A 22,456-nucleotide genomic window follows, 5' to 3' on the forward strand; every position below is an offset into this window, starting at 1 on the left:
CTTACATAAAAATAACTAGAGTGCTTTTTATTCATGTACTAACGAAAGGATGGGACGAAAATTGGCATATGAAAGATTTGTACTATGGAATGATGCAGTTATTGATACAACGAAACATCGCGCGTACATAGAACTTGAAGAAAGAGGCTTACAATTTGGCGATGGTGTCTATGAAATTATTCGCCTTTATAACGGAAACTTTCACTTATTAGATCCACACCTAACAAGATTATATCGCTCCATGGACGAAATAGAATTATCGCTCCCTTTCTCAAAAGCCGAACTCATCATCTTACTCTACAAATTAATTGAAAACAATAATTTCCACGAAGACGGAACAATTTACTTACAAGTATCTCGTGGTGTACAAGCTCGAGCACATGCATTCTCATATGACACATCTCCGACAATCTATGCTTATATTTCAAAAAAAGAAAGACCATCTTTATGGATTGAATACGGTGTACGTGCTATATCAGAACCTGATACACGCTGGCTCCGCTGTGATATTAAATCGCTAAATTTATTACCAAATGTATTAGCTTATACGAAAGCTGAACGCAAAGGTTGTAAAGAAGCACTTCTCGTACGAAATGGTATTGTAACTGAAGGTAGCCACTCTAACTTTTTTCTCATAAAAAACGGAACACTGTATACGCATCCAGCCAATCACCTTATTTTAAACGGCATTATTCGTCAGTACGTCCTTTCTTTAGCTAACACTCTTCAACTTCCGGTACAAGAAGAGCTTTTCAGCGTTCGCGATGTTTATCAAGCAGATGAATGCTTCTTTACGGGAACGACTATTGAAATTTTACCGATGACCCATCTCGATGGAACTGCGATTCAAGATGGTCAAGTTGGCCCTATCACCAAATTACTACAAAGGTCATTTTCTCAAAGCCTTTTAAAATCCAACAGCACATCTTCCTAAATACGAATAATCTCCTCTCTTTCTACAACAAATATATGTATTTAAATGGAAATCAAGGTATGAATTTATGCCTTGATTTTTTCTTGTAATCTTTTTGTCATATTCAGATTACCGCATAAGTCTTGACAGTAATCGACATGCTCTTTAGAATTTTTAACAGTTGGTAAATATTTCTTCACTACATTACAGACAGAAAGGAATCGACAAATTATGAAAAAATACCTTGCCGGTCTTGCGGCAGTGTCTGTAGCAGGAGGAGCAGCTCCTACACTTGATAGTGTTCAAGCTGCCCCTGAACAAAGTGCACAAAAAGCTGCTACACAAGCTGTCCAAGCTTCCGCATCAAACAGTTCATCGTATACGGTGAATACTAGCGTATTACATGTTCGTGCAGGATCAAGTACTTCTCACGACATCATCTCTCGCGTTTATAATGGTCAATCATTAAACGTAATTGGAGAAGAAAATGGTTGGTTCAAAATTAACCAGAATGGTCAAACAGGCTATGTTAGTGGCGAATTTGTATCAAAAAATGGTGCAAAAACAAATAACAATGTAAGTACAGGTGGAAACAATAAAGTTACTGCTGATGTATTACGTGTACGTACAGCTCCTAACACTTCTAGTTCTGTTTCAGGACGTGTATATGAAGGACAAACTTTAAACGTAATTGGAGAAGAAAATGGTTGGGTGAAAATCAACCATAACGGACAAACTGGTTATGTTAGTAGCCAATTTGTATCAGGTGCTTCTTCAAATACTGGCTCTACAAACAGTAACAACAATAGTAACAATGAAGCAACTGTTCAACCAGCAAGCGGAAACTATACAGTAAATGTATCTTCCCTTCGCGTTCGTACAGGTCCTAGCACTTCTCATCCAACTGTAGGTTCTGTTAAACAAGGACAAGTAGTACAAGTTGTAGGCGAAGTTCAAGATTGGTTCAAAATCAATTACGCAGGACAAACAGCTTACTTAAGCAAAGACTACGTAACAAAAGGCGGCTCTAACGAAAACGTTACTCAAGGTAACAACCAAGAGCAAAATAATAATGGAACTGTTCAAACTGGTGGTACTTACGTCGTTAACGCAACATCTCTACGTGTTCGTACAGGCCCTGCTGCTTACCATAGTGTAATTGGCGGCGTGTTAAATGGTACAACATTAAACGTAGTTGGATCTGAAAACGGCTGGTTTAAAGTAAACTACCAAGGAAAAACAGGCTATGTTAGTAGCGAATTTGTAAAATTCGTTAAAGGTGGCACTGCTACTCCTGAACAACCGAAACAACCTGATCAGCCAAAACAACCTGATCAAGGTGCAATTGGCGACTACTACATTAATGCTTCTGCACTAAATGTACGTAGCGGCGAAGGTACAAATTATAGAATCATAGGCGCACTTCCACAAGGACAGAAGGTTCAAGTAATCTCTGAAAACTCTGGATGGAGCAAAATTAACTACAACGGTCAAAATGGTTACATCGGAACACGTTTCCTATCTAAAACACCAGTTGGCGGCGCAGTAGATAATAAGCCTAACGAAAACCAAAATAACAATCAAAACAATAACAACAATAACAACAATAACAACAATACTAATAATAGCGGTGACAGTTCTTCTCTACTTGCATACGCGAAATCTATGCAAGGCGTACCATACGTTTGGGGCGGTACTTCTGCTAACGGTGTTGACTGCAGTGGTTACATCTACCACGTATTTAAGAAATTTGGTCATAACATTAGCCGTCAAAGTGTTGCTGGATATTGGAGCAGCTTACCACAAACTTCAAGTCCACAACCTGGAGACTTAATTTATTTCAAAGACACTTATAAAGCAGGTCCTTCTCACATGGGTATCTACCTTGGCGGGGGATCATTTATCCAATCTGGAGATAAAGGTGTAGCAATCGCTTCATTAAGCAACTCTTATTGGAAAAGTCATTTCTTAGGGTATACAAAAGCACCTTAAGTTATAGTTTCAGAGCCTTCTAGTTTACTAGAAGGCTCTTTTTAAAGAACTCGATATAGTAATCCCCTTTCATTCTCTCTACGAAAAAATTATGCGTTCATTCTCCTATTTCATACACTATATTCTACAAAAATTGCCCATAACGTTATCATAATGAATATATTCCCATAAAAAACATAACCTATTTCATGTCAATTCATTTTATATGTGTTTTTTCAAAGAATTTTCTTTTTATTTAAACTTTTCGACAGACGTTTGACCTCTGATGTCCATTATGATAAGTTACTTAAGATGTTATATTTGCAGAAGTATAGACAACTGTGTTATACACTTTTTTACTATGAGGAAGGAGCATACACTGCATGAATCTTTTATGGGGAATTGGCGGCGTGATTGGAGTATTAGCAATTGCTTTCTTACTATCTTCCAACCGCAAAGCTATTAATTGGCGCACAATTTTAATCGCGCTAGCATTACAAATGTCATTTTCATTTATTGTATTACGATGGGATGCTGGAAAAGCAGGCTTAAAAGTTGCTGCTGACGGCGTTCAAGGATTAATTAATTTTTCTTACGAGGGAATTAGGTTCGTTGCTGGGGATTTAGTCAACGCAAAAGGCCCTTGGGGATTTGTTTTCGTTATTCAAGCACTACTTCCAATCGTATTTATTAGTTCATTAGTAGCAATCTTATATTACTTAGGTATTATGCAGAAATTTGTTAGTATCATTGGTGGTGCATTAAGCAAACTTCTTGGAACTTCTAAAGCAGAAAGCTTAAATGCAGTAACGACTGTATTTTTAGGACAAACAGAAGCACCAATTTTAATTAAACCATACTTAGCACGTTTAACTAACAGTGAGTTCTTCACTATTATGGTAAGTGGTATGACAGCTGTTGCCGGATCAGTTCTTGTCGGCTATGCAGCGATGGGCATTCCATTAGAACATTTATTAGCAGCAGCAATTATGGCAGCTCCATCAAGTTTATTAATTGCAAAACTAATTATGCCAGAAACAGAAAAAGTAGATAACAACGTTGAACTTTCTACAGAACGTGAAGACGCAAACGTTATCGACGCAGCTGCACGTGGTGCATCTGAAGGTATGCAACTTGTTATTAACGTAGCAGCAATGTTAATGGCTTTCATCGCACTGATCGCTCTATTAAATGGTCTATTAGGATTGGTTGGCTCTTTGTTCCATATTAAACTTAGCCTTGATTTAATCTTCGGCTACTTACTATCACCATTTGCAATCTTAATCGGGGTTTCTCCAGGTGAAGCTATACAAGCGGCAAGTTTCATCGGTCAAAAACTTGCAATCAACGAATTCGTTGCATATGCAAACTTAGGACCACACATGGCAGATTTCTCTGAAAAAACAAATCTAATTTTAACATTCGCAATCTGTGGCTTTGCAAATTTCTCTTCTATCGCAATTCAATTAGGTGTAACAGGAACGTTAGCTCCTACTCGCCGTAAACAAATTGCACAATTAGGGATTAAAGCAGTTATCGCTGGTACACTAGCGAACTTCTTAAACGCAGCAGTTGCAGGTATGATGTTCCTATAATTTTATATAAAACCTCCTCTTTTTAAAGAGGAGGTTTTTTTATATATCCTAAATATAATTTTCGTATATATTAAATCCATTATGTCTAGATGTATAGATGATATGTTACAATAATTAGTATGTCTGTTTATTTTTTCTTGTACAAGAAGGATACTACTTGATGTATCTCGCCCCAAAAAACTTCCAGCTACATGGTCCATTTCTCAATAATTGTGCATACTACAAATATCCAGCACGAATTATCTGTAAGGAGGAAAGTTTCGTGAAAGATAAGTCCTATAAAGTCCTCTCTATGTGGATTTTACAAATTTTATTTTATTTTACTACTGTACATGTGACGAAATATGAGCACGCACTCATTTTTACAATTATATATGTCATCATAAATGTACTATTCCTATTTTTAGCTGATAAAACAGCATTTATTTTCTTCATACTGGGAACAATCATTTCAGTATTCTATTTATTTTATCAAGCATGGCTTCACTTATGGAGTACATCAGATCAATGGGAATATATTATTACCCACTTCCTGATGGCAGCTAACTTCTTCATTGTTTATATTTCAACCCATTTATTAAAAAAGGTTATCCTTAAAAATAAAGAGTTAACTGAACGAGTGAGAGTGCTTGAGCAATACATTGGAGAATCAAAATTATTAACAAGACAAGAATTCGAAAGACGACAAGCTTTATTAACAACTGCGATGAATCGTCGTAATGAAACAGGCATTATCATTTTCTTTGATTTCACTTCCTTTAGTAAATATACGAAGGAAAGTGTCATGGATCGTGTAGCTTCATTATTAGTTGAAACGGTAAGGAATGACTTTGACCTTGCTGCTGAATACGACAGCAATACACTGGTTATTTTACTACAAAACACAAATGAAGCCGGTGCTGATATTGTAATGAACCGCCTAAAGCCAAAAATGGAGCAATGGCTTGCTAATGAGGCAATCCAAGACATGAAAATTTCACGAGAGCAAATTGGAAACAAAGGACCGACATTATTATGATGACACTCGTTATACTCCTTTTATTCCTTCTGTTCTGCGTACTCGTTTTCTGGATCAGCATCACATTTTCAATTAAATATGTATTGATTTTTACCGCCTTTCTATTCTCTGCTTTACTCGTTTATTACTCTTTCTTAACAATTGCGGGCTTAATTCATCGAAATAGTAAACGAAAAGATCGTACGCTAGAACATTATCCAAGTGTAGATATTTTAATACCCGCTCATAATGAAGGGGTTGTTATTAAAGATACATTAGAAGCAATGGCAAAGATTGAATACCCAGGCAAACTAAACGTTTATTTATTAAACGATAACTCTCAAGATGAAACACCTGAAATTGGCGATGATTTCGACAAAGCTTATGCTCATATTCATCACATCCGTGTACCACCTGGCGAGCCGAAAGGAAAATCGCGTGTATTAAACTACGGCCTTAGCATTTCGGACGGTGAATATTTCTGTGTTTATGATGCAGATAATCAACCTGAACCACATGCACTGCGAATGCTCGTAGAACATGCTGAAACAACCCAGGATGCCGTTGGGGCAGTTGGACACGTTCGTACAGTAAATGAAAAAAGAAATTGGCTTACACGAATGATTTCATTAGAATTTCAAATTTTTCAGCTCCTTATGCAATCTGGACGCTGGCTATTATTCCAAACAGGTTCACTAACCGGAACAAACATGCTTCTTCGTCGTTCTGCATTAGAAGAACTTGGCGGCTATGATCCTTATGCAATCGCAGAGGATGCCGAATTAACATTAAGAATTACCCAAAAAGGCTATCTCTTACCAATCGTCCCAGAATCGGTTACATGGGAACAAGAACCTGAGCATTTAAAAATTCTTATTAAACAGCGTACACGTTGGCTTCAAGGAAACTTATACATTTTAGAAAAAATGTTTTCTTCGTTAAGCTTCTTTAAAGGGAAACTTCTCGTCCATTCCTTACAACAAGTTTTAGTGTATGTCGTATTTTGGCTATTCCTAATCATTTCAAACGTTTGGTTTATAATTGGACTGCTCGGGATATTCCAAATTCAATATAGCATTCCATTACTATTTATGTGGTATGTCGCATATATTACATATGTTTCTCAATTATTTAGTGCCCAGAGCGTCGAACGAACCTTTACACCGATCAATATTTTCATAAGCGTCATTATGTACTTTACGTACGCACAGCTCTTTACGTATTTATTTATTCGCAGTCTCATTCTTTACTTACGTGCAAAGAGCAAGAAACAAGTAATTGGTTGGGATAAAACAGTACGATTTAAAAAAGAAAAATAGATTTCATTAAAAAATAAGCACAGAGCGCCGTATGCTCTGTGCTTATTTTTTACCGTAATACTATATATATCAGACAATACCCCTTAGCTGAAAGTTATTTCACGTCCATCCCCCAACGAACGATCGACCTTCATTTATATACGAAAAAGTGATTGCTATTTTTGTAGAACCAATTGCTTCTCTTGATGCTCTTTACGAGTTTCAATCTTTGGTTCCGTGCTTTCTTGGGCATTTCGATGTGCCACACGTTTCAAACAAATATGCTTCCACTTTCTTTCGTAACGTTTCATTATTCTAGTTGTCCCCCTTGAATGCGCTTTAAAACAATTTGAAATCGCTTACAGGAAATAATATAGCACATATACCTAAAAGTGACAACACATTTCCGACATATTTTTGTCAAAAATATGAATATAATGTGTAAAATATCGGATATTGTCGAACCGTATCGATTTTTCTTTTCAAACTACAGCTATCCACACTTTCCCTAATATTTTCATAAAAAAAGGAGCTGACATAAAATCAGCCCCTTTCCTTCTATTATTTATGTTGTTTCATACGTCCTTCTTTTTGCAACTCTTTAAATAGTGCCGCGATCATAAAGAAAATAACAAATACAAATGGGAATGCCGCAATAATCGACGCAGTTTGCAGCGCCTCTAAGCCACCGACATACAATAAGATCGAGGCTAACGCCGCTAGCACAATACCCCAAACCATTTTAATACGATTTGGTGGGTTTAAGCTACCATGTGTCGTTAACATCGCTAGCACAAACGTAGCAGAGTCTGCCGATGTAATAAAGAATGTTGAAATAAGTAAAATAGCTAGCACACATAAAGCCGGTCCCATACTACCCATTTGGTCTAACATAGCAAACAATCCTACTTCTGTGCCCATTTCTTTAATTTGGCCATATATATTCGCCCCGTCGAACAATTCCATATGAATACCTGTTCCTCCGAAAACAGAGAACCAAAGCGCACCAATTACTGTTGGTACGAGTAACACACCAATAACAAATTCACGAATTGTACGCCCGCGTGACACACGAGCAATAAACGTACCTACAAATGGTGACCATGCAATCCACCATGCCCAGTAGAAAATTGTCCACGACTGAATCCATTGATTTCCGCCTTCATTTAATGGACTTAAACGGAAACTCATACTTGGCAATTCTTGAATGTATGAACCGATTGTTGAAGTGAAATAATTCATAATAAAGTTTGTTGGACCTGCAAATAATACAATTATCATAAGTGCAAACGCTAAAATAATATTCGCATTACTTAAATATTTAATTCCTTTATCGAGTCCCGTTTGCGCAGATAGCATATAAAGGACAGTTACAATTCCGATGATTACTAGCTGTGTCGGTAATGAGTTTGGAATGGATGTTAAATAACTAACACCACCCGCAATTTGCTTTGCCCCAAGCCCTAATGATGTCGCCACACCAAATACTGTTGCAAATACAGCTAGAACATCAAACGTATGGGCAATACGGCCATGTTCACCGCCTTTAAATAGCGGACCCACTGTCGCACTAATTGTACTTGCTCTTCCTTTTCTAAATGTAAAATACGCAATACATAATGCTACAAGTGCATATAATCCCCACGGATGTAATCCCCAATGGAAAAATGAGAAACGAAGTGCAAGACGTGCACTTTCTTCAGTCGCACCCTCTCCAAACGGAGGTGTGTATAAATGGTTCAACGGTTCTGCAACGCCCCAGAAAACCAAACCGATTCCCATACCGGCACTAAATAACATAGCAAACCATGTCATATAACTATAATCAGGTTCATCATCATCTTTACCTAAACGAATCGAACCGTACTTAGAAACAATTAAGAAAATAGCAATTCCTAAGAAAATAGAAACGGAAATAATATAGAACCATCCAAACTTACTAACTAACGCAGCTTGAATTGCAGTCGTTACATTTCCTAAGCTACCTTCTCCAATAATAGATTCGGGAATAATCCCCCAAAGTGTAAATGCAATGCATAATGTTAATGAGACAATAAATGTTTTCGTCAGTTTCCTCATCAAATCCCCCTTCGTATGTTTCATTTTTTGTAAATATCATAAATTCCGATGTGTTAAATCGGATAAAAAACCATAGTTTTGCGGCGATTTTCTTTCGGCTCTTTCAAGTTTGCCTTCACCAATTAGAGTTCTTATGGACAGCCTTACCTTCCGTACAACCTTTTCACTCTGCAAGAGCTACAAGATAGGAATACTACTGTCAAATTGCGTGAGAAAATATGCGGATGGGAAGAGGTTTTCCCAAAAAAGGATGTGTTACAGTTTTAAAAAAGGGCAGATTTATTCCTTGCAACCCTTTCTTCTTGTAACAATTATGCGGTTTTTTGCTAGTATATAGCGCGTGTTTATAACTTCACAAACGAGATGTTTATGTTTATATAACTATTTTACCCATAAAACGGTAAAATACTCAAGGAATGTAGTCGTATGGTAATCATCTTGTAACGTCCTCGTAATATTTTTAGCTTCATTGAAAAAAACCTGTTGTATTAAAAATTTTGACTATAACTATAAACCTACTAAAAATACGGAGTGAAAAACGCTTTCCTTCATTTCCTGCTATGTTACAAAGTGTTAACGACTTATTACGAATGGTTTGTAATTGTGTGTTTTCCCAAAATCCGAAAAAATCTGTTGCTATAATGAGGACACGAAAACAAACGCAATGGAGGCTATCATGAAAAAATTAATTGGAATAGCAACAGCAGCAGTTTTTGGTCTTGGGATTTTCACTTCATCTGCTAATGCAGAAACTGTTGTAACAACAGACGTACTAAACGTACGAGAAAACCCTACTACTGAATCAAAAGTTGTCGGTAAATTACAGAATGGTCATAAATTAGATGTTCTAAATACAGAAAACGGATGGTCACAAATCAAATTAGATGGTAAAGACGCATTCGTAAGTGCAGAGTTTACAAAGAACTCTTACTATGTAACAGCTAACGTATTAAATGTACGTGCTGAAGCGAACACAAACTCAGAAATTCTTGGAACGCTTAAGAAAGACGATATGATCGAAACAACGAACCAAGTACAAAATGAGTGGTTACAATTCGAATATAACGGGAAAACGGCTTATGTTCATGTTCCTTTCTTAACAGGTACAGCACCTGTTATTGAGAAACAAGAAACGCCTACTCCTGCTAAAGCTGCAGCACCAGCTAAGGTAGCACCTGCGGCATCAAAACCAGCTGCTAAGCCTGCTGTGAAAGCTGCTGAAACTAACGAACCATCTAGTGGTCGTGAGTTAACAGTTGTAGCTACAGCATATACAGCTCATCCGAGCGAAAATGGTGGCACATACGGCGGACGTGTATTAACTGCAATGGGTCATGACCTAACAGCGAACCCAAACATGAAAATGATCGCTGTTGACCCGAAAGTAATCCCATTAGGATCTAAAGTATGGGTAGAAGGTTATGGAGAAGCAATCGCTGGTGATACTGGCGGTGCAATTAAAGGTAACCGTATCGACATTCTACTTGGATCAGATAGCGCTGCTAACAAATGGGGACGCAAAACTGTTAAAGTGAAGATTTTAAAATAACCAATGACTGCTAAATTACAGCCGGTTCTCTTTATTGAGAGCTGGCTTTTATTTTTTATATAATACATATAAGGAGGTGACGTCCATGAATTTACAAGCTAAGGTAGACTGGGTCGGTACACCAAAACCGTACATATATAAAGATGATATAACATATGATGCTATCGCAATTGACTTCTCACTCACAAGTGATGACAATCGCTATAAATTAATTGTGCTCAAGTCTGAAGAAAATACACATTACAAAATCGTACAATATGGAATAAAGCCAGGCTCTCAAAAGCCATTTCCTATTGATATTCCATTCGAGCAAAACATGTTACCAATTATAAAACAAATATTACATGATCCATATGTAAAAGCGGTATTACAAGAATCACGCTCTTAATTCCCAAAAAGGATGTTCCTAGTAGGAAAGTTCAACTAGGCAACATCCTTTTTTGTAATCCAAATTTCATTTTTTCTGTTTTGAGCATTTTTTGTTTATAATGGTAAAGGAAAGAAATCTGTGTACGGAGGAATATTATGCTGCAACACTCAATTACGAAAGATGAAATTATGATGATTGCGAATGAGTTCGTTCAAGGGCTTGATCCGCAGCAAGTTGCTGATCAGGAGCACGTCGCTACAGCTCGGCACCTATATCGTAGTGGTGTTGTCTATAACGTTGACTTTGATGGCTATACGCTATCCGGAACTGTAAATGCTGAAGGCAGTGTATATAGCGTTCACATCCCGATTCGTAATGTCACTGAAAGCTATTGCGATTGCTTCGCGCCAACGCAATGTGAGCATATGCTTGCTGTGTTACTATCTGCAGCTTCTAGTTTTGGGCAAGTAGGAGATGTTTTAACTTTATTCAAAAATAATACAAAACCTTCTCTTCCTCCTATTCGAACTGCACGACAAGTATTGCAATCATCAGCTTTTGAAGAAATGGATTATAAAAGTTGGCAAACATACTTTGAAAATGAATATGAATCATTTAAAAAAGAACAAGCGCGGCTCACTTATAAACAAATGTATTTTCTTATGAGTCTTTTTACAGACTTCTATACAAAATTAGAACGGAAAGCTCCGCGCATCGTTGCTATTCATGAGTTATTTAAGTTGCACGCGGCACTTTATTGCTTTCAAAAATTATTAGAAGAAATTCAAGAGTTTGAAGCAAACAAACTATATTCTTATCACCAACCAGTTAACGTCGTTCGCCTATTCGTTGATAAAGTTGAATCTACCGTTAGGGACCTAAAAACAGAGGCGATTCCAGAAGAATCTAAACCGATTTTACAAGAAACAGCGCGGCTCATACATGAAGTATTCTTCTCTACCGATGCCTATACACAAGAGCGATTCTTCATTTATCGTCACGTATGGGGTGAACTGTTAAGAACAGAAGAGCAGCTACAAGAAGAAGAAAAACGAATCGATACTAAAATCAATCCACTTTCCAAAGCATTAGCATCTTCTCATCTGCTCTTTTTAAACAATGAAGATTTATCAGCAATGGAATTACTCAAAAAACAGCCTGCTTCTGTTGTGAGCCTTTACTTCTATTGGTTAGAAGAGTTATTAAGTGCGATGGAGTGGGATCGTGCTAAAGATTGGCTTTCCTTTACTTATAAACAAGTAAAGGAAACGATAATGGAACAAGAGAATACCGTCTTCATACAAGATATCGTTCGATTATTTGTGATGATGTATGAGACATATGCAACGCATACGAATGAACAAGCGGGTTTAGAAATGATTTTGCAAGAACTATTACCGTATAGTTTCACGAACTATGAGCAATACGTACTAGCGAAGAAACAATACCATGCATGGACAGAACTTCAGCTCTTATATGGATCTGAAGTAATCGAACTTTTGAAAGAACCATTGAAAGATATTGAAAAAGAAGCGCCCGAAGCAGCACTCCCTCTTTATCACCATGCCGCAATGGAAGCAATTGAAGAGCGGAATCGCAAATCGTATAAACGTGCCGTTCGTTACTTAAAGAAATTACGTATGCTTTATAAACGACTAAAGCGAACTGATGAATGGGATGCTTTCATTATTCATATCGCTAACTTATATTCACGCCTGCGTGCACTACAAGAAGAATTACGGAGAGGAAAATTAATCGATGATCATACAAACTGAAGTAACAATTAGGCTCCAGCACGTTAGTCAAGGTTGGTTCCTTTGGGGAGAAGATGATAGCGGTACGCTCTTATCCGTAGCAACTTGGAAAAAAAACGCATTCGCATGGCACTCTACTTCCTTCTATGGAACGTTTTTAAAAGAAGCAACATATGAGGGAAAACAAGGCGTTATGTTAACGAATGCCCAGGCATTTGAATACATCGCAAATAAACCAATGAATTCATTTGCAAATATGCAAATGAACGGTCCTATTACGGCGCTTACAAAGGACGCAAGTGAATTATGGGACGCTTTCGTCAGCGGCAGTTTCACACCTGACATGAAGCATTGGTCTCAACAGCCATCTTGGAAAGTCCAGAATACCTCAATTGAAGATAACATATTAGCATCTCTTTTCTCTGCCGCTGTGAACGAAAGTATTTTGCAAGATGCTCGCTCAAATGACGGATGGGAAGATGCAAAGAGGCTATATGAACATTACGACTTTACGAAAAGGCAATTGGAAGCAGCACTACATGAAGAAGATTGGCTTCGAAAAATTGGTTATATTGAAGATGATCTTCCATTTACAGTCGGCTTAAGACTACAAGAACCGCAAGAAAACTTTGAAATGTGGAAGCTTGAAACAATCGTTACACCAAAACGTGGTGCGCATCGCATATATGTATATGAAAGTATCGATTCCTTACCAAAACGATGGCACGATTACGAAGAACGTATTCTTGAAACACAAGAGGGATTCAGTAAGCTCGTACCGTGGCTAAAAGAGGGCGACAAGTTCCGAGAAGAACTCTTTGAAACGGAAGCTTGGAACTTCTTAACCGAAGCAAGTAATGAATTACTCGCAGCAGGCATTACAATTTTACTACCATCATGGTGGCAAAATTTAAAAGCAACAAAACCGAGGTTACGCGTTCAGCTGAAGCAAAGTACAGCACAAACACAGTCTTTCTTCGGCATGAATACGCTCGTTAATTTCGACTGGCGCATTTCAACAGACGGAATTGATTTATCAGAAGGCGAATTTTTCGAACTCGTTGAGCAGAACAAACGTCTTTTCAATTTAAATGGCCAATGGATGAGACTTGATCCTGCCTTTATTGAAGAAGTAAAAAAACTAATGCACCGTGCAGATAAATATGGACTAGAAATGAAAGACGTGTTGCAGCAACATTTATCTAATACGGCGGAAACAGAAATTGTAGAAGACGATAGTCCGTTTACCGATATTGAAATCGAACTAGATGGATATTATGAAGAGCTTTTCCAAAAGCTTCTACACATTGGAGATATTCCAAAAGTAGATGTACCATCTTCGCTACAAGCAACACTCCGCCCGTATCAACAACACGGGATTGAATGGTTACTATACTTACGAAAGCTTGGATTTGGAGCATTATTAGCCGATGATATGGGACTCGGAAAAAGTATTCAAACGATAACTTATTTACTATACGCTAAAGAAAACAATCTCCAAACAGGTCCTGCATTAATTGTGGCACCAACATCCGTCCTTGGAAATTGGCAAAAAGAATTTGAGCGTTTCGCACCAAGTTTACGTGTTCAGTTACACTATGGAAGTAACCGAGCTAAGGATGAGTCATTTAAAGATTTTCTTCAATCCGCAGATGTTATATTAACTTCTTATGCATTAGCTCAGCTTGATGAAGAAGAACTTAGTACGTTATGCTGGGACGCTGTTATTTTAGACGAAGCACAAAATATAAAAAACCCACATACGAAACAGTCGAAAGCAGTAAGAAACTTACAAGCAAATCATAAAATTGCTTTGACCGGTACACCGATGGAAAACCGACTTGCTGAGCTTTGGTCTATTTTCGACTTTATCAATCATGGGTATCTCGGAAGTTTAGGACAATTCCAGCGCCGCTTCGTCACACCGATCGAAAAGGACCGCGATGAAGGAAAAATCCAGCAAGTTCAACGATTTATCTCGCCGTTTTTACTGCGTCGTACGAAGAAAGATCAAACAGTCGCATTAAACTTACCAGATAAACAAGAACAGAAAGCCTATTGTCCACTAACTGGAGAACAGGCTTCCTTATATGAACAACTTGTTCAAGATACATTACAAAATGTAGAAGGATTAAGCGGAATTGAGCGCCGCGGCTTTATACTACTAATGCTGAACAAGCTAAAACAAATCTGTAACCATCCAGCACTTTATTTGAAAGAAGAAGAACCACAAAACATCGTCGAGCGTTCTATGAAAACAAAAACAGTAATGGAGCTCATCCAAAATATAAAAGACCAAAATGAAAGTTGCTTAATCTTCACTCAATACATTGGCATGGGGAACATGCTAAAGAGTATGTTAGAAGAAACATTCGGTCAACGCGTACTCTTCTTAAACGGGAGCGTACCGAAGAAAGAACGTGACAAGATGATCGAACAGTTCCAAAACGGAACGTATGACATCTTCATCTTATCGTTAAAGGCTGGCGGAACAGGATTAAACTTAACTGCTGCCAACCATGTCATTCACTATGACCGTTGGTGGAATCCAGCTGTAGAAAACCAAGCAACAGACCGTGCTTATCGCATCGGCCAAAAACGCTTCGTTCACGTTCATAAACTTATTACAACAGGAACACTTGAAGAGAAAATTGATGAAATGTTAGAACGAAAACAATCATTAAATAACGCCGTCATTACAAGCGATAGTTGGATGACCGAACTATCAACCGACGAACTAAAAGAATTACTTGGCGTATAAGGTGGATATGGATAAATGAAAAAGGAGCAAATCTCTAAATGAGATTAGCTCCTTTTTCTATGCCAAAACCAATTGCTTATTATAATTCCTGTTAACCCGCCGCACGTATCAAGCAATGAATCTTGCCACATCGGTGTACGGTCTCCCGTAAACCATTGATGAATTTCATCAAATGTTGCATACCCCGCAACGAAAAGGAGGGCGTATACAAAGCACCTTTTTCTCGAATAACCCGATCGATGAAAAGCATAATACGTCAATGAACCGAGCATAAAGAACACCATAAAATGAGCACCTTTACGAAGGAAAAACTCAACAAATCCACCTACACCTTTATTTGCGATACTAACAGGTGTACCTCCGCCATAATCGATAGATACCCATGAAAAATGCTCTTTCACAAATTCAACGTTTATATATTGCTCAATATCCGAGCGCATATCCTGTTTTTTATATGGCTGTGCTGAAGAATAGAAAATAATCCCCATCCATAGTAATACAGGAATCCAAAATAACCATTTACGATTCATTCTCCCGAAACTCCTCTCTTAGTCTTTTAAGAGTACCAAAAAAAAGAAAAAATTTCACGCCAAAACATGACATTTACCACCTATTTATAAAGTGAAAGGGGGTGATAAACATGGCAGTTGAAACAATCGTAATGGATTTAACTTTACGTCTCGTATTAAACGGGGGATTAGACAAAAACGGTAAAACAGTTTTTAAGAACAAGCAATTCAAACGTGTAAAAACAAATGCAGATTTAGGAAAAGTACATGAAGTAGCACGTGCTCTTGCTTCACTACAACAATCATCTCTTCACGTTGTACAACTTGTAAGCACGTCAGATCTTTCTAATCTATAATTAAAAAGGAGGGAATAAAGCATGCAAGTACTCGAAATGATTTTCGTGAAAGAAGATGGAAAAACAGTTGTTTTTTCTATCGATAATCCCATCACACCAGTAAATGAACAAGTCGTAAATCAAGTAATGGATACCATTCTTTCTTCATCTGTATTTTCATCAATTGGTGAAAATACTCGTAAAAAAGGGGCTCGCCTCATAGAAAAAAACGTATCTGAAGTTCAGATCACTCTGTAAATCAAAAAGACGAATCTGCATTATTTTGCAGATTCGTCTTTTTTCTTCGGCATTTCGATTGGAATAAAGATGTTTGAAAAACCAACACAAACATACTTATAATTTTCTCCACCTAAATCAAACTCTGTCGTATATGTTGAGAAGAAAATATAATCATTTCGCTTTGTATAATGCTCAATTAATAATCCAACTTGTGGTTCAACATACTTATTTGCCAATTTTTTTCCCGCCGATGCTAAGTCGCCAAGTATACCCTCTTTGTTTTCTTTCTCAACCTCTTCTAGCTTCTTACTCACATCATTACGCTTCATAAATTGTTTTGCTGCCCAATCCGTATATTCTCCCTTACCCGGATTACTGTTTGCTAAATAAACTAAGAGAACAACAGCTAGAGCCATAATAATATACTTTTTCTTCATGCTATATCACCGCCTACTCTTTTCTATTTTCATATATATGTACAAGCGATGCAAATTAGAAAGACTATCATCTATTGATTGTAAACGAACCGTAAAAATTTACAATATGAAACAAAAGATTAATAATATTTTTACATAATTCGTATATAATTATATTCAGAATAATAATTTTCACAAGGGAGGATTTTAGAATCATGGATAATGAAAATGATATTTTTATTTCTAGTTCTACAATGATGCTCGAACCTTGCAAACACCCTTATTACCGGACAAAAATGATCGACAGTAGTGGAAACCCTCTGTACTCTTGCCAAACAGCTATCCAACTCATAAAGAAATTTTGTCTAACACATGTTCATTCTACTTATCAAGGTAGACGTCATGCAGTCCAAATAAACTTTAAGCTCAAACAAAATGTTCCAATTCCGATTAATCATAGAGAATATATTTGTGTTTTCCCAACAGAATCTCCTTCTTCTCCAAACTGCATTTGGTTGTTCTATAACCATATAGAGGAGATAGAGTTTTCAAAAAAAACTAACAAGGCTAACATTCATTTTTTTAACGGAACTACCATAACAATACAAATAGGTTCTCATAAGTTACAGCAACAATTTTTGAAAGCTGGACATGTATTATCCCGAATGAACATAAAAGATTCACTACACTCAAAAAACCTCTTGCCACATTTACTGCCTTAAAATAAGTAGAATGGAACGCAATATTTCCCTTGCCTTCCATTCTACTTATTATTCTTATCCCCTTACACTATCCCTCATTTTCTCAAGCGCTTGTCGATATACCCATCTCACTTGATAGTACGTCATCCCCATTTCAGAAGCTATCTCCCCCATATTTTTCCCTGTAAAAAATCGCTCTGAAATGATGTGCTTCTCCTTCTTATCTAACACACTCATAAAGTCCTTCGCTCTCGTTCCCACATCTTCACACTCAAATCGTTCCTCATACTCATCGGTGCATACATACCTCTCTTGCACTACACATTCTTTCTCCAATCTTCCCAATATATAACCACGTACTGTTACGACAGCATAAGCAGGAAAACTCCCTTTCTCCTCCTCATACCTTTCATAAGCATGCCAAAGACCGATTAAACCACATTGATAATACTCTTCATAATCTTGGTAAATATTTAACCTCTTTATTTGATTTACAATCATACCTTCATACAAAACAACCGTATCTGCAAATGTCGCTGGCTTCACACAGTACCCGTTTCTAAAAGGTATACCTCTTCAGTATTCCGCGGTACCTCTACAATATAAAATGAGAAAGGAAATTTCATTGTGGGTAATTTCAAATACTGCTGCCGGAATTTGAAATTACACTGGGCAGTATTTGAAATTCTGCCGGGGGTATTTGAAATAGGAGTAAAAATAAAAAAGGTGACTCTAGGAAGAGTCACCTTTTCAAAATAACATATTACTTACCAAAGCCAGAGAACATACCGCCTAACATACTAAATCCAATTGTAAGGATAAAGAATATAGAAATTAAAATTATTGCCTGTTTTTTACTTAAACCGGCAACGATATGCAAGCCTAAACCAGTTAAGATCAAGCTCCAAATGTTAAACACTTCAAACGCAGAACCAATACCATAAGCAATCGTTCCCTGATCAAATAAAGGCGCTAAACTTGTATATTTATCAGTACCAGTTCCACCAAGAATAAAACCTAGCACTGCATTTAGAATACCACCAAGATAATAAACAATATTTGCATATAAATAAATAGATAATATCTTCATATACGGTGTATCATTACTCATGAACATCATAATAACCTTATAAAATCCAGCTACAATAAACAAACCAACAATTGTTCCAAGGAAACCAAAAATCGCTCCCCCTCCAAGAGTAAACCCTTTAACCATACCTGCTGAATCGCCCTTAAGCTCTTTTGCCAACTCCGGGGTATTAACTAACGCTAAATAAGCTACTACCGCTGCCGTGATTGTCCCAAGTATAGCAAACAGGAAAAATGCCCCCCAAACCGGACTTTTCGTTTTCATTCTCTCAAACTGCACACCTGGAGATGTAATCATTCCAAATAATGATGGCTTTTTCGAACCTACATCTTGCGTATTAATATTCGCTTCCATTATAACGCCTCCCTCTATTTATATAACCCGTTCTAACGGGCGGTTCACATCCTCATGCAAGAGGCTACGAACCGCCCACTAGAACGGTAACTTGTAGTAGAGAACTTCTCTACTACACTAATAATCTACTCATAACGAAGTGCTTCAATCGGATCTAACTTCGCAGCTTTGTTCGCTGGAATTAATCCGAAAATAATACCTAGTGTCATAGAGAACAACACGCCTCCAACGACAACTTCCCATGAAACGAGCGGTGGCCACTTCGCAAATGTGGAAACGATATATGCCCCGCCATACCCAAGACCAATTCCGATTAAACCACCTAGAAGCGTTAACATAACTGCTTCAATTAAAAACTGTAATAAAATTTTACTACGTGTTGCTCCAAGTGCCTTACGCACCCCAATTTCACGTGTACGCTCTGTTACAGATACGAGCATGATGTTCATTACACCGATACCACCAACGACTAATGAAATACCAGCGATACCACCGATGATCATCGTCATGATATTAGTAACTTTAGAAACATTTTCTTGGAACTCTTTTAAATTCACCAGTTCATATTTACCTGGAATTTCACTTGGCTTACGACTATTTAATACATCAACAGCTTGTTTCCCTGCTGATTCTAAATTGTCTACATTTTTAGATTGAATTGCTATACTTTGAATCTCATCTGTTCCGTATAAAACAGGCCATAAAGTAAGGGGAATTAGCGCTTCTTCCATTTCAAAGCCCATAAACTCATTATCAGATGTATACACACCAATAATTTGCATTGGCTGCCCCTTCATCTCAATAATTTGTCCAACTGGGTTTACGTCCTTAAATAACGTCTCTTCTGTTTTTGTACTAATCATCACAACGTTATTTGCATGAGAAATATCTGATTCATTTAAAGTACGTCCCTTTACGACCTTTACTTTATTAACTGCAAAATATTCATTATCAAGACCAATAACATTCAGATTTGCTTTTTTATCATTTACATCAAGCACCTCTGAATTCTGGTTTGTCGTAATAACGTGTGAAACATCTTTCACTTGTTTTACTTCCAAAATATCCTCTTCAGTTAACTTCGGCATTTGAAATCCACCTATAGCAAACTCATCATTAATATCTGGTTTAAATTGAATTGGCATAAGGTTATTACCACCAGAACCTGCGAATTTTGACTTCAGCATCGCTTCTCCGCCTTGCCCAATTGCAACGACGGTAATAATAGAACCAACACCGATAATAATACCGAGCATCGTAAGAGCTGAACGCAGTTTATGAGCTAGGATAGAAGATAGGGCAATTTTTATACTATCTAGTAAACTCATACTGCACACCTTCTATCTTCTGTAATTTTCCCATCTCGCAATACGATGCGACGAGAAGAATAAGCTGCTACCTCTTCTTCATGCGTAACCATAACGATTGTCGTACCTTCTGCATTTAGCTTCGTGAAAATGTCCATAACTTGTGCACCAGACTTCGTATCAAGAGCACCTGTCGGCTCATCGGCCATAATGAACGTTGGATTATTTGCAATCGATCTTGCAATCGCTACACGTTGCTTCTGTCCACCTGATAACTCACTAGGTAAATGGTGTACTCTATCTGATAATCCAACTTTCCCCAGCGCTTCAAGAGCTCTTTGACGACGCTCTGCTTTCTTCACCCCACCATAGATGAGCGGAAGTTCAACGTTTTCCACTGCGGAAAGACGCGGTAATAAATTAAAGTGCTGGAATACAAAGCCGATATATTCATTACGAATTAAAGCTAGTTTTGACTCGTCTGCTGTTAAGATATTCACATCATTCAGCATATATTCGCCCTCTGTTGGACGATCTAAACAACCGATAATATTCATAAGCGTTGATTTACCAGAACCAGACGGTCCCATAATCGAAATAAACTCACCGCTTTGAATCGTTAAACTAATACCATGTAAAATTGGCACTGCCAACTTCCCTTGATAATACGTTTTAGAAATATTATTTAACGTAATCATTTCTCTTTCACTTCCATTCCGTCATACACGTTGTCGGAAGGATTTTTAACCACCTTTTGCCCCACTGTTGCGCCTTCAACAATCTCTGTCCAATCTCCATCAGTAGCACCTTTTTTCACATTTTGTTTACGAAGCTTTCCTTTTTCTTCGATATAAACAAATGCATCTTCGCCTTTTTCTACAATGCTCTTACTTGGAACAGCGATCATCGTCTTATTCTCTAAATTTACTTGCAGCGAAACGTGATAACCTGGAGATAAACCATCTTGGCTATCAAGACTTGCTTTATATGTATATTGAGACATATTTTGAGTTCCCTCACCAGCAGCTTGAGCCATCTCTGCACTCGTTGGGAATTCACTTACTTCCGTAATCTTACCTGTCCACTTTTTCTTATTATTTGCTTTCGCAGTTACAGTGAACGTTTGATCTTTTTGAATTTGTGATTTTTGAAGCTCTGTTAAAGTCCCTTGAACTTGGAACGGATCTTTAGAAGCAACTTGCAAGAATGCTTTCCCTTGGCCACCTAATGCCTGAGATGAACTTTGCGCTGCATCCTTATCTAACTTCTGTACAACACCAGTAAAATTACTATAAATCGTAAGTTCTTTCTGTTTTTTACTTAACTCTTCTTTTTGTAACTTCCCTTTTTCTTTCTCAAGGTCAGTTGTCTTTTGCGCCATTTCTAACTCACTTACTTGCTCTTCCATTGGGTCTGTTACTTCTTTCCCAGCCCCACTATCTTTTACCTTCTTAATTTCTTTCTTCAACGAATCAATCTTCTTTTTCCCTTGATCGTAGCGCATATCAGCCATCTTCTGATCAAGATCAGCTTGCTTCATTTGAAGATTAATTTCTTCATTATCATAAGAGAATAATTTCGTTCCTTTTTCTACTTCTTGTCCTTCTTTCACCGCAATATCTTTCACTTTTCCTTTAGTCGGATCCGCATAGAAACTTTCAATATTTCCTGGCTTCACTTGACCAGAAATTAATTTCGTATTATTAAGCTTACGCTCTGTCACTTTCTCAAAACTTACAGCATCTGTCTTCGCCGTACCTTTCTTCTTACCTTGCATAACAAAAATATTAACTGCTGCTACAATAACAATTAGTGCAATAACTCCGATGATAATCCATTTCTTCTTCTTGTTTGGAGTACGAACCGTATTTGGTAACATAGTCTCTCTCCCTTTATAACTTAATAGTTTAATAAACAATCGGATTGTACAAAACTTTCTGAAAACAAATTACATATTATTACATTCTTTTTACAAAGTTTTACACATTCATTTATATTGTAACAAAAATACCAATGATTAGAAATATGACATCTTATCTTTTAAGATAGATTTAAGGAAAAGATAAAGGCCACTTTAAATTGAATTTGCAAGTATTCTACATTGAATATAAGCCCTCCTATATTAACGGACTTTCTACCAAGCTGAGTTATTTAAAATGATTTTCCTAATTGCATCACCTTCATTTTTGTCATATATATTTGACATTTTACTTATTC

Annotated in this window: 21 protein-coding genes; 12 read left to right on the forward strand and 9 right to left on the reverse strand. The window is 37.2% G+C overall.

Features of this window, described 5'->3' with window-relative positions:
- Positions 1–49 precede the first annotated feature (49 nt).
- The 5 genes from KPL75_RS12715 to KPL75_RS12735 all read left to right on the forward strand — a co-directional run bounded on the left by KPL75_RS12715 (position 50) and on the right by KPL75_RS12735 (position 6,795).
- Entirely contained in the window at positions 50–934 is an 885-nt protein-coding gene (locus KPL75_RS12715; protein ID WP_219920884.1) for a D-amino-acid transaminase, read from the forward strand.
- A gap of 210 nt (positions 935–1,144) precedes the next feature.
- On the forward strand, positions 1,145–2,905 hold the full coding sequence (locus KPL75_RS12720) for a C40 family peptidase (protein WP_219920885.1): 1,761 nt from the start codon (positions 1,145–1,147) through the stop codon (positions 2,903–2,905).
- Positions 2,906–3,267: 362 nt separating this feature from the next.
- Positions 3,268–4,479 (forward strand): NupC/NupG family nucleoside CNT transporter, encoded by a 1,212-nt coding sequence (locus KPL75_RS12725; RefSeq protein WP_219920886.1) that lies wholly within the window; start codon positions 3,268–3,270, stop codon positions 4,477–4,479.
- 262 nt (positions 4,480–4,741) lie between these two features.
- A complete protein-coding gene (locus tag KPL75_RS12730) occupies positions 4,742–5,497 on the forward strand; it encodes a diguanylate cyclase domain-containing protein (protein ID WP_033717593.1) in 756 nt (251 codons plus the stop codon).
- Positions 5,494–6,795, forward strand: coding sequence for a glycosyltransferase family 2 protein (locus tag KPL75_RS12735; protein WP_219920887.1), 1,302 nt, complete (start codon positions 5,494–5,496; stop codon positions 6,793–6,795). The genes KPL75_RS12730 and KPL75_RS12735 overlap by 4 nt, the downstream gene beginning before the upstream one ends.
- Before the next feature lie 155 nt (positions 6,796–6,950).
- Here the strand turns inward: KPL75_RS12735 and KPL75_RS27420 are convergent, their stop codons facing one another.
- The gene (locus KPL75_RS27420; protein WP_002166439.1) at positions 6,951–7,085 is read right to left on the reverse strand and encodes a hypothetical protein; all 135 of its coding nucleotides are present in this window, start codon (positions 7,083–7,085) and stop codon (positions 6,951–6,953) included.
- Positions 7,086–7,335: 250 nt separating this feature from the next.
- A complete protein-coding gene (locus KPL75_RS12740; RefSeq protein WP_219920888.1) occupies positions 7,336–8,853 on the reverse strand; it encodes a glycine betaine transporter OpuD in 1,518 nt (505 codons plus the stop codon).
- Positions 8,854–9,529: 676 nt separating this feature from the next.
- Between KPL75_RS12740 and KPL75_RS12745 the strand changes: the two genes are divergently transcribed.
- From KPL75_RS12745 to KPL75_RS12760, 4 genes are all read left to right on the forward strand, one after another.
- On the forward strand, positions 9,530–10,402 hold the full coding sequence (locus tag KPL75_RS12745) for a cell wall-binding protein EntA (protein ID WP_258237029.1): 873 nt from the start codon (positions 9,530–9,532) through the stop codon (positions 10,400–10,402).
- An 85-nt stretch (positions 10,403–10,487) separates the two neighbouring features.
- Complete coding sequence (locus tag KPL75_RS12750; protein ID WP_219920890.1) at positions 10,488–10,790, forward strand: DUF3910 family protein; 303 nt, start codon at positions 10,488–10,490, stop codon at positions 10,788–10,790.
- A gap of 137 nt (positions 10,791–10,927) precedes the next feature.
- Positions 10,928–12,547 (forward strand): SWIM zinc finger family protein, encoded by a 1,620-nt coding sequence (locus tag KPL75_RS12755; RefSeq protein ID WP_219920891.1) that lies wholly within the window; start codon positions 10,928–10,930, stop codon positions 12,545–12,547.
- On the forward strand, positions 12,531–15,287 hold the full coding sequence (locus KPL75_RS12760; protein ID WP_219920892.1) for a DEAD/DEAH box helicase: 2,757 nt from the start codon (positions 12,531–12,533) through the stop codon (positions 15,285–15,287). Before KPL75_RS12755 ends, KPL75_RS12760 begins: the two co-directional genes overlap by 17 nt.
- Before the next feature lie 44 nt (positions 15,288–15,331).
- Here KPL75_RS12760 and KPL75_RS12765 read toward each other — a convergent pair whose 3' ends face one another.
- Positions 15,332–15,817 (reverse strand): VanZ family protein, encoded by a 486-nt coding sequence (locus KPL75_RS12765; protein WP_219920893.1) that lies wholly within the window; start codon positions 15,815–15,817, stop codon positions 15,332–15,334.
- Between the two features lie 110 nt (positions 15,818–15,927).
- Between KPL75_RS12765 and KPL75_RS12770 the strand changes: the two genes are divergently transcribed.
- Both KPL75_RS12770 and KPL75_RS12775 read left to right on the forward strand, forming a co-directional pair.
- The gene (locus KPL75_RS12770; RefSeq protein WP_219920894.1) at positions 15,928–16,152 is read left to right on the forward strand and encodes a DUF1659 domain-containing protein; all 225 of its coding nucleotides are present in this window, start codon (positions 15,928–15,930) and stop codon (positions 16,150–16,152) included.
- Positions 16,153–16,173: 21 nt separating this feature from the next.
- Positions 16,174–16,389: a DUF2922 domain-containing protein gene (locus KPL75_RS12775; RefSeq protein ID WP_219920895.1), complete on the forward strand. Its 216-nt coding sequence runs from the start codon at positions 16,174–16,176 to the stop codon at positions 16,387–16,389.
- Positions 16,390–16,409: 20 nt separating this feature from the next.
- Here the strand turns inward: KPL75_RS12775 and KPL75_RS12780 are convergent, their stop codons facing one another.
- A complete protein-coding gene (locus KPL75_RS12780) occupies positions 16,410–16,808 on the reverse strand; it encodes a DUF4359 domain-containing protein (RefSeq protein WP_002034805.1) in 399 nt (132 codons plus the stop codon).
- A 194-nt stretch (positions 16,809–17,002) separates the two neighbouring features.
- On the opposite strand from KPL75_RS12780, the gene KPL75_RS12785 reads away from it, so the two are divergent.
- A complete protein-coding gene (locus KPL75_RS12785) occupies positions 17,003–17,509 on the forward strand; it encodes a competence protein ComK (protein WP_219920896.1) in 507 nt (168 codons plus the stop codon).
- Positions 17,510–17,563: 54 nt separating this feature from the next.
- Here the strand turns inward: KPL75_RS12785 and KPL75_RS12790 are convergent, their stop codons facing one another.
- From KPL75_RS12790 to KPL75_RS12810, 5 genes are all read right to left on the reverse strand, one after another.
- Complete coding sequence (locus KPL75_RS12790; RefSeq protein ID WP_219920897.1) at positions 17,564–18,034, reverse strand: sigma-70 family RNA polymerase sigma factor; 471 nt, start codon at positions 18,032–18,034, stop codon at positions 17,564–17,566.
- Positions 18,035–18,251: 217 nt separating this feature from the next.
- A complete protein-coding gene (locus KPL75_RS12795; protein ID WP_003192860.1) occupies positions 18,252–18,932 on the reverse strand; it encodes a YknW family membrane protein in 681 nt (226 codons plus the stop codon).
- Positions 18,933–19,057: 125 nt separating this feature from the next.
- Positions 19,058–20,260, reverse strand: coding sequence for an ABC transporter permease (locus KPL75_RS12800; protein ID WP_016096513.1), 1,203 nt, complete (start codon positions 20,258–20,260; stop codon positions 19,058–19,060).
- Positions 20,257–20,937, reverse strand: coding sequence for an ABC transporter ATP-binding protein (locus KPL75_RS12805; protein WP_002144795.1), 681 nt, complete (start codon positions 20,935–20,937; stop codon positions 20,257–20,259). The genes KPL75_RS12800 and KPL75_RS12805 overlap by 4 nt, the downstream gene beginning before the upstream one ends.
- Positions 20,934–22,118, reverse strand: coding sequence for an efflux RND transporter periplasmic adaptor subunit (locus tag KPL75_RS12810; protein ID WP_219920898.1), 1,185 nt, complete (start codon positions 22,116–22,118; stop codon positions 20,934–20,936). The genes KPL75_RS12805 and KPL75_RS12810 overlap by 4 nt, the downstream gene beginning before the upstream one ends.
- Between the last annotated feature and the right edge of the window lie 338 nt (positions 22,119–22,456).

The organism is Bacillus sp. NP247 (assembly GCF_018966865.1).
GTDB lineage: Bacteria > Bacillota > Bacilli > Bacillales > Bacillaceae_G > Bacillus_A.